Below are 12842 nucleotides of genomic sequence, written 5' to 3'. Positions count from 1 at the left end.
TTAAATAACCTTGATCTTGCCGGTGACGGCCGCGTTGATTAGGCTGGCTTTGTATTCCTTGAGCGCGGCGATCTGGCGTTCTTTGATGGCAATACCATTCTCAACCTTCTCGCATTTTCTTTTGATTTCGTCCGCAATCTCACGCTGTTCATTGATGGGTGGAAGGAAAAGGTCGACCATCGCGAAATTTTCGAAGGTCAAGTCTTGCCCGTCGCGAATGAAGCTTGCAGTTGTTTGCAGGGCTTTAATATATCGAGGGCTTTTGAAAAGGTAGCCGAAGAAGGTCGGGCAAATCTCCTCGTGCGGTCGCAAAATAATGTAGGAGGACCTGATGCAGCCCGCCGCCCAAGCTCGCTCCAGGCCGCCTTGGAAGCTGCGCATGCTGATCACGAAGTCGTCCAACTCTACGTGCTTGCGTTTTTCGAGGTTCGTCTGGATTTTCACGACCCTGCGACCAACCAGCTCCTCAAACTTCTCTTGAGGAATAACCCCATAGGATTGGGTGGCAGAAAGCTGAATGTCATCCTTTCGCGCCAACTCTTTGCGTTGCGTGAAGACAAACTTGCTGCGCCGCACCTCCCAATGCGCTGGGATTTGGCCAATCCAGTCGATGCCGCTGTCTTTCAATGGAGTGGCGGAATTCAGGCCGCGGTTTACGGCTTCCTGAATGATGATCTGACGCCGCTCGCGTAGCAGCGTGATCTGGTCTTCCTTGATCTTCACAGCTACATCGATCTTGGCGCACTTCTCGTCCAAGAATGTCGCGATCGAACGCTGCTCCTCAATGGGAACGATGAATAGGTCGACCGCCGAGAAGTTGTCAAAGCGAAGCGCCTGCCCATCACGCACTAGATTGGATGTGCTTTGTAGGGCCTCAATATATCTGGTGCTTTTAAGTAGATAGCGAAAAAAGGCTGGCTCTACGCGCGGTCCAGGTCGCAAAGCGACATATGCTGAACTAACGCACCCCGTGTGTTCAGAGTACTCAATTCCGCCCTGGAAGCTACGCATGCTCATCACGAAGTCGCCAGATTCAACATGTTTTAGAATGTCAAAATCAAGAAAGACTTGGGTCACTCGGCGTCCCTCAATCTCCATGAATTGCGATTGAGGAATCACGCCGTATTTTTGAGTAGCTGCAAGTTGTGGCTCGCCCCGTCTTGCGCGCTCTTTGCGGTCAGAAAAAAGCCATTTGCTTCGCTCAACTTTCCAATGCGATGGTAATTTACCAATCCATCTAACATTACTTTCTGCGTAGCTTTCGTACTGCTCGAACCCAAACCTATCCATCATCCCACCTCCGACAACGCCGCCATCGGGACACCCAAAATATCCGAGATCAGTCCGTCAGCCTGCTGCTCCAGCGTCAGAATATCCGCCGTAACTTCGCCCAAACTCCGCAGCGGCTTGTGATAGTGGAAGTATTTGTTGAAGCTGATCTCGTATCCGATTTTGACCGAGTCGAGGTTGATCCAGGCCTCTTCGACATAGGGCCTCACCTCGGCCAGGAAGTAGCCGTGAATGCTGTCCTTCAGCGGCACAGACTCGCTGTCGCGGAGGTCGGTGTTTGAGGCGTAGGTCAGCCAGGTGCCATCGGCCTGTGCATAAAAGCCAAAATCGCCTAGCGCTGATACGTCGCAGCCTAGCTGCGCAGCTACCGATGCGAGCTCCAGGTCGGTAAAGCGAAGAGATTTGTCTATCACCTTTTCTGCGTCCTCGGCATACCAGCTCACCGCATTCAAGATGGCGTTCTTCTCGGTCGCTGACAGCTTGATCTTTCGGGTCTTCAGCACCTTGCTAATGCGATCACAAAACTCGTTGTAGTCGGCAGTTTCATCCGTACCGATGGCCTGCATCAACTGGTGTCCGTGATCGAGCAATTCGCGCAGACGCTTCCAGTTGGCGGTATCAATTAACTTGGCGCGGGCCTTGGCGTTCAGGGTGATGCCCTGCTCTTCGCACCACTCCATGACCGGCTTAGCATGCGCATTCAGGAAGCCCGGCTCATAGACCGCCTCACCGTGTGCTTCCCACAGATACTCCATCGGTTCGCGCAGGGATTTATCGAAGCGCAGGGGAGCAAGCCGTTCAGCGCTGAACTGGGCGCGGCGGCGGTCGGGGCGCTCGATAGTGACCTTGTGATAGCCGAAATCGGTGTTGTCGTAGATCTGCACGGCAATGCCGGTGGGGTCGCCGTTGGCATCCAGCTTCCGTTCGACCGATTGGAAAGCAAGATAGGCGCTTGTGATTTCTTCGACATGTTCAGGAGCGAATTCGCAGTTCTTGTCACCAAGGTTTTTGCGTAGCTTACGAAATAGCGGGTTGGCGTCGATCAGTTGCACCTTGCCCTGTCGTGCTGCGGGCTTGGCGTTGGTCAGCAGCCAGATATAGGTGGTGATGCCGGTGTTGTAGAACAAGTTGTTCGGCAACTGGATGATGGTGTCGAGCAGGTCGTTTTCGATGATGTGGCGGCGGATGTTGGACTCGCCGCTGCCAGCATCGCCTGCAAACAGGCTGGAGCCGTTGTGGACCGAGGCGATACGCGAGCCTATGGAACTGTCCTTGGTGGACTTCATCTTGCCCACCATATCCATCAGGAATAGCAGTTGGCCGTCATTGGAGCGGGGGGTTGCGTCTTTGGTTTCCCTGGTGCCCCAGTAATTATTCAGCTCGACCTTGAAGCGCGGGTCGATGACGTCGTTGCCGTCCTTGATGTATTTGAGTTCACTGTTCCAGCTTTTGCCGTAGGGCGGGTTGGATAACATGAAATCAAAGCGCTGGGCGGCGAACTCATCGGTGGACAGGGTGGAGCCGACCTTGATGTTTTCGGGGTTGTTGCCCTTAATCATCATGTCGGATTTGCAGATGGCATAGGTCTCGTCGTTGATTTCCTTACCGTACAGATAGACGTCGCCGGTAGCTTTGATCAAACCATCGGGGTCAATGACGTAGTTCTGCGACTCCGTTAGCATGCCGCCGCTACCACAGGCGGGGTCATAGATGGTCATAACGGGGGGCAGCCGATCCTTGATCGGGTCGAAGACCAGGTGGGTCATAAGGTGGATCACTTCACGCGGAGTAAAGTGCTCGCCCGCCTCCTCGTTGTTATCTTCATTGAACTTGCGGATCAGCTCTTCGAAGACATAGCCCATGCCGAGGTTGCTGAGGGCTGGCAGGGTGTTACCGTCAGGGTCTTCGACCTGATGTGGCGTGAGGTTGATGTAGGGCGAGATAAACTTTTCTAGCACGTCCAGTAAGACCTGCTTGTTTGCCATGTGCCGCATCTGCTCCAGTAGCTTGAAGCGCGAGATGATCTCTTTGACGTTGTCGCTGAACCCGTTCAAGTAGTCTTCCACGTTGGCCAGCAGTATCTGTTGGTTGTTAGTGGCGGTTGCATGCAGCAGCTTCAGTGTCCATTTGCTCGTGTTGAAGAATACGTAGCCAGAGGCCGCCTTTAGCGGTGCATCGTCCAGCTCAGTCGCCTTCATTTCGCCTTTCTGAAAGCGGACCTCCTCCAGGACTTCGGCCTTGGTGGGCTCGAGGAGAGTATCGAGGCGACGCAGAACAACCATCGGCAGGATGACGTCACGGTATTTGCCCCGGACGTAAACGTCGCGAAGGCAGTCATCCGCGATAGACCAAATGAATGAGACAAGTTTGGTATGTGCGTAATGGTTCATGGGGAAGGGGCTATTGTCCTGGTGTCAAAGGGGCGCGACGTGTAGCTGAACGGCCGTAAACCCACCATTATCCATGAGCGTTACAGACTCGGCCACCGTGGTGTTTTTTACTTGTCAAATCCATTAAAGGAGACCCATGAATACGAACATTCGGTGAGGTCTGGACTCTGTACGAAACCAGCTGTCGTAAACACCGCAGCGAACAGTCCAGCGAGAGCATCGCAGAAAAGCTGTCCGCGAGGTTGTCGTAGCGGTTACCAATCAGGTGGTTGTCTTTCAGCCAGCAGAACATCCGCTCAATGATGTCTCGTCTCGTGTATTGGGGCTTGTTGAGCCGGCGGGGTGCCGCGGGCTTTGGCTTACGTATCATCTTGCGCAGCGGGATGACTGGCTGCATTCGATAACGGTCAGAGTGCTGACGAAATGCCTCTGCGTTATAGCCCTTGTCGGCAACCAGCCTTTACCGGGTCAGTTTTCGGTCAGCGGTAACAGTCACAGCGTCATTCCTGACATATTACGCAGCCGAAAGCTCCAACCTCCGCACAGGCAGCAAAGAAAGACGACAATAACCAATAGGCTGGACGAAGTACGGGCTTGCAGTGTGACCCGCTGCGATGTCCTGAAACGCTACTTCAACCGCGCTCTTGCTCAGGGATTAGGTCACGATGGCCTTACCAATTTGGAACGGATTGCGTACCGAATTGAGCTAGATCTATTACCGCACCTTGCTCAAGGTTGGTAGCGCCGCCGGTGATATATGACTGAGGCCGCCACGCAAAACTGGAGTACTCGTGTGCTGGATCGATAGATCGGCATGCTCTACTACGAGCGTCTGTTGGTGACCCAGGATCGCGCCGCTGTCGGATAGGAAGCCGCCAGCAACTTGAACGCCAACCGATAAAGAACGCAGGAGGGTTAGACCTGTAGATGGCAATATGCTAGCTTGGCTCTGTCTAGTTTAGTGAGCTGTGTGGCGTTTTTGTGGGGCTGACCGCCACCAGAATCCTTTAAATAAAGATCACCAGATTCAGGACTATTTACAAAATGCAGACAAGGATTTTAGTCGCATTATTGATCTACTTAGGATCTTACCTTCCCCTGAGCATGATCTTACTCGTCCAAGATTTTACAATGGGTTCGACTGCTCAAAGTCTGTGCTCAGACTGGAAAAATTTCGCCAGTCAATGTGAGCTGCCGTTAAAGCATCCCTTATTAGCACTTGGTTTTTTTACCCTCTGTCTCATTTCGCTCTCAATATCATTAGGAACAATTTGGCTCGCCACACCAAAGCGGAAAATCATTGTGGAAGAGTGCAAGCATGTTCCAGCAGATCTAATGAACTACGTTTTGCCTTATGTGGTTTCATTTATGAGTTTGGATTATCAAGAGACGGGTAAATTTCTGGGTTTTTTTATATTTCTGGCTTGGATATTTTGGCTGACTTACAAGTCGGGGCAAGTGATTTTAAATCCTGCGCTGGTTGCGTTTGGTTGGGGACATTACGAAATAAAGTATCGATATGAAGGCGACTCTATATCGAATGCAGAAGGTTGTTTGGCTAAGTTTCAACCGTTAACTGGTGATGTTCTTCGTTATAGCAGTATTGATAAAGTCAAAATTCTAAAACAACGAGACTAACATTATGGCCGATCTTTTAGCATTGAAAGCGTTTGATGTCCTCAATTCAACTGTTACTCTGTGGGTTTTCAAGAGATCTACTCGCGCGGGTAAAATAGTTTACACAGGGCGCTGGGTTGAGACTTCTGAACTTTTGGATGCTAAAATAAAAGAAAATGTCAATGCTGCAGTCCAAAGTGTCGAAGAAATTCGAGAATACTCGCTGCTCGCCGAAAATAACGAAACTAGTGTCTTGTCGATTCCAGCAGATGAAACACATGCAGGACAATTGATACAAGAGTGCGTGGCTCGCGATGAAAAGAAGGTGAAAAAACTTAAAGATATACAGAATGCCCATTTTTATGCAATAAGGCTTACTCTTGATGATCAAAATTCTCTCTATGCAGTAAAATCGACCGATGACTCTTGGAAGTTAAAGAAGCTGGCTGGCGCATATAGGGCGGTATTCAAAGACAATGCTCTGGATATCGATAATACGCCAACTTTTAATATTTCTAAGAGTATAGATTTTTTCATTTTTGACGGCGATGTAATTGCTAAGCAAAAAAATAAGACGGAGTCAATATTAAGCTATAAAGAGGCTCATAAAGAAGATTTTGGGTTGTTAAAGCTGGAGCCGAAATTTTCATCATTGTTTTCCAGTATGGATGAGATTGATGCCTATGTGGGAAACAATAAGATTCAGTTAAGAAGAGCCTCCGCAATTAAGCAAAAGGCCCACTACAATAATGATGTTTATATACAAAATATTCGTAATAATGCTGTGGAAATGCAACTGCTAATTGATTTTGATTTGAACGGGAAAATAGTGCCAAGCGCCGAAAGTTGTAAGTACATTTTTTTGGCTCTTCTCAATCATCGGTTGTTTTCCCGTTTCTCTGGAGAGTATTACGACGTACAAAATATTGAAAATATTTAATACTCTATCGGTAGCTATTATAGCTGTGGCCTTGTCTCCGTCACCATCCTTGGTTGCAGAGTCGATGAGATGACCGCGTGAGTGTTTTGCGTTATCCAGATTCTCTTATCTTGGATCGTTCTCTACCGCGGGATGAAGATGGCTCAGGTGAATAGGACCACAAGCGAATCGTTGGTACTGAATTAACTTCCGTCGGCGTGCATCACCTATTTGGCGAAGCATGTTCGGTCGTTCCCGATCCATGTAGGCGGTTGGGAATAGCGCCGGATCGTAGGGGATGGCATCCAGCACGTCGATTCCATATTCGACATAAACACGCTTGCCGAGCGGTGTCAGGGCTAAGGCCTTGATCCGGCGGATATGCTCTGATATGACTCGATACCCATCATTTACCAGCAGGTCGCGCAGATAATGGTTCGACGCGCGAAGTGCAATCGTCACCCGCACGGATTCCCGATGTGGCCGATCCTGCCAGTAAGAGAATAAATTGAATAAACGAGACTTCAGACATGTGATGGGGTCGATGACGGCGATCTGCACACCTTCGATATCCAGGACAGATAAATACTTGAAAATCTCTTTTTGAGGCGCGCCCCCGACGCTGTCCATTTCCAGGATATCGACAATGACCTCTTTACCGTCAACCCAGTCAATATACGCGGCGGCAATGTTTATAGTGTTGTCGTCCATCTTAGCCTTGCGAAAAGGGACTCCCATCACGCGGGCGCAATAATCAATAGAGTTGGGTTTACCGATAAAGTCCAAATCATCGCTAGTGACGAATCCGACATCCTCGCCTGTCATTTCGTCGATGAGGTATTGCCGGGCCCAAAGCGTAAGCGATTGCCCGCCAACGATCACAAGGCCGTAATCGGTGACAGCTGATTGAATTGAGGGGCGGTAGACGCGCTGAATTAGATCGAGCAGAAATGCGAAGAGCTCTGAACGTTCAAGTAAGGCGAACGGAGCGTCTTCGTTTGCCGCTTCGGGCATCAGTTGCTTAGCGCAGAGAATCGTAGTGGGCGAGCGATTGAAGCAGAGTTGCCACGAAGGGCGGCTTTGGCACGGGCAGCAGCCATTTCAAGCATCTCAGGGTCTGCAGCATAGACAGCATCAACCTGGCGGTCACGTGAGCTGCTTTTAAGGCTCATCATTTCCGCAAAGCTAAGGTCTTTTGAATGCTGGTGGCCGCTGATCATGGCGAAAGTACCCATAAGGGTGGAAATAGACTTGGATTTGAGGTTAGCACATTCAGTTGGCGCATTTATAGGCGAAGGGCTGTGGTTGCAAGGGATTAGCCGACGAAATGCATGGGTTAGGGTGCCGTCTAGGTGCATGGGGCCTGTTTCACCGGCCCCATGCACCTAGACGGCTCTTAACGGCACTAAGTACCATGGTCTTTATCGAGATAACCATTTGTCAAGGGAAATGTCAACGTGGAGGGCCACTTATGTGGCCGGGACGGTCGGCGCTTAGATATCAAGGCAAAGCCAGCTCCGGCCTAATCTTTTCGAGATAAGTTGTGCGGTGAGCCTGTAGTAGTAACGGGTGGCTTCTGAGCGGTCCTTCAGCTGGTGTACCAAAAACCAACGCACATGCTTGAAGTGCCAGCCCCAAGGGTTATCGCGCTGCCACCTCTGTTGGATAGCTGCCTGCATGATACGAGCTTGTCGAATGTGTCTTTGCTGCGTGGCTGTCGAACCGTTCAGTACTCCACCCAGGAAAAGTGCCATATCGAAAGGCTTGCTCACGCTCTACCCCCAATGTAAGCCGAAACCACCTCGATTCGATTGTGCCCAAGCTCAAGACTAATTTGCCGTCGCGCGCTTTGGTCCAGAGCGTGGTCGATGCGATAGCATCGGCCACCATTGACGGGGGCCGCGTGGCCCGTGAGCTGTATGTAGCGCTCGCACGCATAAGCCGCTCGAAATTCATGAACCCCCTTCAGTCCCAGCTTCTGAAGCAATTCACGGGCTGGCCTCACCGTCTGTTGCTGGAACTTGGCGTAGCTTTCACCTTCGGCCAGCAAATTGCGGCTGTGGGGTGGCGAGGCGTGACGAGCCATCTGCAAGGCTGCCTTAACCTCGTTATTTGCGATGATCCAGCGCGCTGCTGAAGCTCCAGCCCGGCCGCCTTTGGTCCCATCCTGAATATTGATGCGGCCTAAGTGTTTAGCCTCACGTTGCAAACGTGGCAGGTCAGCCAAGATCGTTTCGCGCAAGCGCATGCCGGTTGCGCGGGCCAAGCAGACAATCGCAGCGACGCGGTGGTGTTGCTGTTCGCGAAGCGCTTCAATCACTCGACTCAGTTGTTGGTGATCTTGGCCATTCGGTGCGCGGGTGCGTACGCTTGATCGCTGCATGCCGAGTGCCTTGCTCGGGCTGGCGATTTTCACGTACTGGTCGCCGCGTAGTGCTGCGAGGGTACGGTTTACGCTACTCAGGCGGTTCTGCGCGGTGGCGATGCAGATTTCACCTTGTTGGATTTGCTGACGCAGGTGTGTGGCGTAGCTGTGCAAGGTACTGCGATCTATCTGGCGGGCGTCGTTGTAACCGGGGCCGTCCGCTGACCGACACCACTTCACGAAAGCCTGCCAGCGATCACTGTGTGCTTTGACCGTAGCGAAGTGGCCGCCGGCAAACAGATCTTTCAGCGCTTGTGGGCCGGCATAGCTGAGCTGACGGCCGTAGCCAAAGTTGCGCCCGTCACGTCGGCCGACCAATGCCATCGGCTTCACCGTTTTCATTGTCTTGCAGAAAGCGCAGCACCGCTTTCCAGTGGGCGCTGATCTTGTTCACTTGTTGCCAATGTGCGGGACGAATAATCAGGGCGTTTTGCTGATGCCGCAGCATTGCTCCCTCTTCGCGCAGTTGGTGGATCAGTTGGCCGATGTTGACAGGCCCTAAGGCGGGTGTGGCGACAACGGCGCCAGTGGCGACAACCCTTGTAGTTGCTGCTCTGAAGCATGGCGACAAGGCGGCGACGGAAGTGGCGACACTCCGCAATGCAGGTCGTGTCTGATGCTGCGCCTGGTAACGGCGCACCGCGTCATTGAGGCGGAACATGGCGCACCTCGAAGGTCTTTCCGTCAGAAGAGTCCAGCCAGCTATGTGAGATCAATTCGACCAGCAGCGTAATGGTGTGATGACTGCTTTTGCGGGCAAAGCGGGGGCCATTGCGATTGAGGTCGCGGACGGTAAATTGGGTCCAGCCTTTTTGCGTCAGCCAGCGCAGCAGTCGATCCGCCTCCTCGCGTAACTTGTTGATGGGTTCTTGCTCCGTCAGGCGCTGGATTTCGGCCAGGTAGTAATCCATCAGCGTCGAGGCGCGCTGGATATGGGGTTCGTCCACTACGGGCGCGTCTTCAATCACCGCCAATACCCCGGCGATACGCAGTACATTGGCGGCTGCTTTCCCGGCGACAGATTGAATGCCGGCCAGCTCGCCAAACTCACCAGATTGGCATTCGATGGTGTCGTGAATATCGATCCAGGCACCGCGAGCGCTGGGTGTCAGTTCCAGCCTGTCAGGGTTAAGTGAGCCGTCGTTGTGTAGCGACAGCGGCTTATCCAGCAGAGCGGTAATGCGCGCTTGGTAGCGCTGGATCCTGGCATCTCGCGTAAGGTCGACCGCCTTGTACAAGCGTCGCCCCACTAGGCGTTCGGGCCAACTGATCAGGCAACGGCCAAGGATGCCTTGGCCGTTGATCATCCGGTCTGTGAGTAGCTGGGTGGCCAGGTAAGGTTGCAGCATCAGATGCAGACTGAGGCGACGATCATAAGCTCGCAGGCTTTCGCCAGGCATGGAGCGCGCCCGGTCGATGGGGCTGCCGTCCCAGAGTGCTGACAGGGTGGTGATGGCCTTGAGTTGGTTCTCTTTGCTCATGGTGCTGCTGCCCAGAAACTGGCCGCCCTCATCGTTGAATAACCCCATGCTGGGCAAGCCCTGGCATAGGTTTTTGATCAGCGCCTCAATGGTGGGCTCGGCGATGATCAACCTGGGCGGTATGGGGTCGGATAACTCACGAGCTTCGTGCTTTCCTCGAATGGCGGCGCGATTGGATTTCAGTTGTTCCAAATACAACGCCCACTGCCGCCGCTCCCACTCACGCGCAGCCGCCAGCGCCAGATGATCCACTGCGCTTTTCCGATCACCCGACGATGCCACCGTCAGCATGTACAGGGACAACGGATAAACACGGCCATCGAGATGCACATTGGCGTGCGACTGGGCCACCAGGGCGGCAGTGGCCAACACCGATTGCGCAGCCATGGCGCAGGGCACGCCGATCACCTCTGCCATGCGTTCGACGGCTGGTCCTAATATCTGTCCCAACGCTTCGACCGGATACGCCAGCGGCTCGGGCCGGTATTCCAGCAGCGGCTGTGGCAGGTCAAACGCTTCGCACAATTGCATCGTCATTCTCCTGGTGCTTCGAATTTCCCCCTCACTCTCCCCGCCACGGTTGTTGAGTGTTATCAGGGATCAAGGCCCCTGCAGCCTGTGAGGGTGTCCACTTACGCGGGACGGGCGGCTCTTTACGACCGGGAGCTTGGGCATCTCATGATCTTGCCTCCTGAGCACCGATAACGGTGGGCGGGTGGAGGCTGCGTTGGCTGACGAGACCAGCGCCGCGAGATCCTGAGTCTGTTGCAGGCAGTAATGCGATGACCAGGGCGTGCCTGACTGTCAGTCAGGTGCAGTCCATTCCGTGGGCTGCGGCACCATCATCTGCATTGCTGCTGCGTGTGACATCGGGGTTTGTCACGCCGATTGTCACATTGACAAACGCTGCAATGTGTTGCCCGGCAAGGGCTGCGGCAGTGGTTTCGGCGCCCGTCTCTTTCCTGGAGAAAGAGACGGGCGTGGGCTGCCGCATTTGCACTGTGGATAAGTTGGCTTCGATCACGTTGGGCGTGACTGCGCGCCTAATTGGAAGCGAGCGCGCATGGCTGGGACCACCACTGTAGGGCGTAGCCTTAAAGATCCCTGGCTACCTGGGCAATGCTGTCGATGACAGCGCTCTACGGCTCTGGTGTAGCGCGTGCTCGGAGGGTGGTCAACCGTGTATGGGGTGGGGTTTTTAGGCGATGGATGTGTATGGAAGACGGTGGCTTTGAATGGACAGTGGGCCGTTCGTCGGTTTTTAAAGTGAGCCCCTGAGGGCGGGAAGGCAAAGCCTTCCTGCCCTCAGGGGCTGGGCCTTAAAAGCTTGTGGGCGATGCAGATGGTGGCGACGGTCGCCGCTTTGTCGCCATGCGCAGGACCGCTAAATAAGTGGGTTGTCGCCAGTGTCGCCGCTGTCGCCAGTAGGAACTGATTAACGAAACGGGATGACGTTCCCGTTTTTGTTTTCATGAATGGCCGTCACCGACAAATTGCCGGTGGCGGCTTTTTGAATGTAGTCGCTCCACCAAGTCATCATCGGGCGTCTTCGCTCGATGTAGTCCGCTCGGTTGTACGCGCTTCGGACTTCGTCTTTGTCGACATGGGCGAGTGCGACTTCAATCAACTCCGGGTCCCATCCATGTTCGTTGAGGATGGTACTAGCCATTGATCGCAGGCCGTGGCTGACCAGCCGATCCTGAAAACCCATACGTTTTAACGCCATGTTCGCGGTTTGGCTGTTGGCGTGAGTACGCGGATTTCGGTCTGCCGGAAACACATGTTCCCGGTGGCCGCTATAGGGTTTGAGTGTCTCTAGCAACGCGAGCGTCTGGTCGCTCAGGGGGATGGGGTGCGCTCGGCGTTTTTTCATGCGCTCCTTTGGGATGGTCCAGATGCGTTTCTCGAAATCAATTTCTGCCCAGGCCGTTCCGGCAGCCTCGGCAGGGCGGGTCATGGTGTGCAGTTGCCATTCGATGAGGCAGCGGGTGATGCGTTTAATGCTAGCGTTGGCAATCGCCACCATGAGGTCGGGTAGTTCTTCGGGGGGAAGTGCCGGCATGTTTTCTTTTTGCGGCTTTTTGAAGGCTGCCCGTATGCCGCTGAGCGGGTTCGCGAAGATCAGTCCGCAGTTGACGCCGTAGGCCATGATTTCGTTGAGACGTTGGGAAAGTCGCTTGACCGTCTCCAGGCTGCCTTTGGCCTCGATCGGGCGTAGGAGCTTGATGATCATGGGGGCGGTGATGTCTGCGAGGGGTGTGGCTTTGAGGCTGGGGAAAACATGCAGCGTGAGTGAGCGCCAGATGTCTTCGGCGTAGGCCGTTGTGACGGAGTGTTTTTTCAACTCGAACCAAGCGGTGGCCACCTTCTCGAATATGTGCTCGGTTTTTGCCAGCTTGGCCTGCCTTAGCTCATCGCGGTGCGCTTTGGGGTCGATGCCTTGCGCCAGCAGTTCGCGTGCCTCAGCTGCTTTCTTTCTGGCATTTGCCAACGAGAGGGCTGGGTAAGGGCCGAGCGCCATGTTGAGGCGGCTTTTGGTTACCGGCGCGCGGTAATTGAAGTTCCAGATCATCGAGCCACTGGCTCTGACCCTGAGTTGAAGGCCGTCGCCGTCAGTGAGAACGAAGTCTTTTCCTGTTGCCTTGACTGCCTTGAGTTGGCGGTCTGATAGGCGGGCTGCATTAGTAGGCATGAGAGCTACCTCTGACACCGTTTTGGTA

The 12842-nt window shown here is 53.6% G+C and carries 10 protein-coding genes and 1 pseudogene; 2 read left to right on the top strand and 9 right to left on the bottom strand.

Annotated features, from left to right (window positions below; all coding sequences use genetic code 11):
* The 3 genes and pseudogenes from AB4P90_RS24785 to AB4P90_RS24775 all read right to left on the bottom strand — a co-directional run.
* Entirely contained in the window at positions 1-1293 is a 1293-nt protein-coding gene (locus AB4P90_RS24785) for a restriction endonuclease subunit S (protein ID WP_073844139.1), read from the bottom strand.
* Positions 1290-3680, bottom strand: a complete 2391-nt coding sequence (locus tag AB4P90_RS24780; RefSeq protein WP_047882042.1) for a class I SAM-dependent DNA methyltransferase — start codon at positions 3678-3680, stop codon at positions 1290-1292. Before AB4P90_RS24780 ends, AB4P90_RS24785 begins: the two co-directional genes overlap by 4 nt.
* A 166-nt stretch (positions 3681-3846) precedes the next feature.
* A pseudogene (locus tag AB4P90_RS24775) lies at positions 3847-4137 on the bottom strand (IS5/IS1182 family transposase); the annotation flags it as partial.
* Positions 4138-4811: 674 nt separating this feature from the next.
* Here AB4P90_RS24775 and AB4P90_RS24770 point away from each other — a divergent pair.
* Positions 4812-5318, top strand: coding sequence for a hypothetical protein (locus AB4P90_RS24770; protein WP_139273372.1), 507 nt, complete (start codon positions 4812-4814; stop codon positions 5316-5318).
* Positions 5319-5322: 4 nt separating this feature from the next.
* Positions 5323-6237 carry a Kiwa anti-phage protein KwaB-like domain-containing protein gene (locus AB4P90_RS24765; protein ID WP_073844143.1) on the top strand — a complete coding sequence of 305 codons (915 nt, stop codon included), beginning with the start codon at positions 5323-5325 and terminating at the stop codon, positions 6235-6237.
* Positions 6238-6342: 105 nt separating this feature from the next.
* Here the strand turns inward: AB4P90_RS24765 and AB4P90_RS24760 are convergent, their stop codons facing one another.
* The 6 genes from AB4P90_RS24760 to AB4P90_RS24735 all read right to left on the bottom strand — a co-directional run bounded on the left by AB4P90_RS24760 (position 6343) and on the right by AB4P90_RS24735 (position 12814).
* Positions 6343-7230 carry a hypothetical protein gene (locus AB4P90_RS24760; RefSeq protein ID WP_047882044.1) on the bottom strand — a complete coding sequence of 296 codons (888 nt, stop codon included), beginning with the start codon at positions 7228-7230 and terminating at the stop codon, positions 6343-6345.
* A 479-nt stretch (positions 7231-7709) separates the two neighbouring features.
* A complete protein-coding gene (locus tag AB4P90_RS24755; protein ID WP_073844145.1) occupies positions 7710-7988 on the bottom strand; it encodes a hypothetical protein in 279 nt (92 codons plus the stop codon).
* Positions 7985-8965 (bottom strand): integrase domain-containing protein, encoded by a 981-nt coding sequence (locus AB4P90_RS24750; protein WP_073844147.1) that lies wholly within the window; start codon positions 8963-8965, stop codon positions 7985-7987. The genes AB4P90_RS24755 and AB4P90_RS24750 overlap by 4 nt, the downstream gene beginning before the upstream one ends.
* Complete coding sequence (locus AB4P90_RS24745) at positions 8943-9302, bottom strand: hypothetical protein (RefSeq protein ID WP_073844149.1); 360 nt, start codon at positions 9300-9302, stop codon at positions 8943-8945. Before AB4P90_RS24745 ends, AB4P90_RS24750 begins: the two co-directional genes overlap by 23 nt.
* Entirely contained in the window at positions 9286-10653 is a 1368-nt protein-coding gene (locus tag AB4P90_RS24740; RefSeq protein WP_073844151.1) for a YfjI family protein, read from the bottom strand. Before AB4P90_RS24740 ends, AB4P90_RS24745 begins: the two co-directional genes overlap by 17 nt.
* 904 nt (positions 10654-11557) lie before the next feature.
* Positions 11558-12814, bottom strand: a complete 1257-nt coding sequence (locus tag AB4P90_RS24735) for an integrase domain-containing protein (protein WP_073844153.1) — start codon at positions 12812-12814, stop codon at positions 11558-11560.
* Between the last annotated feature and the right edge of the window lie 28 nt (positions 12815-12842).

Origin of the sequence: Pseudomonas sp. B16120 (assembly GCF_044218845.1) — a bacterium.
GTDB lineage: Bacteria > Pseudomonadota > Gammaproteobacteria > Pseudomonadales > Pseudomonadaceae > Aquipseudomonas > Aquipseudomonas paracarnis.
The sequence above is the reverse complement of the archived record's forward strand: the minus strand, read 5'-3'. Positions and strand labels throughout refer to the sequence as shown.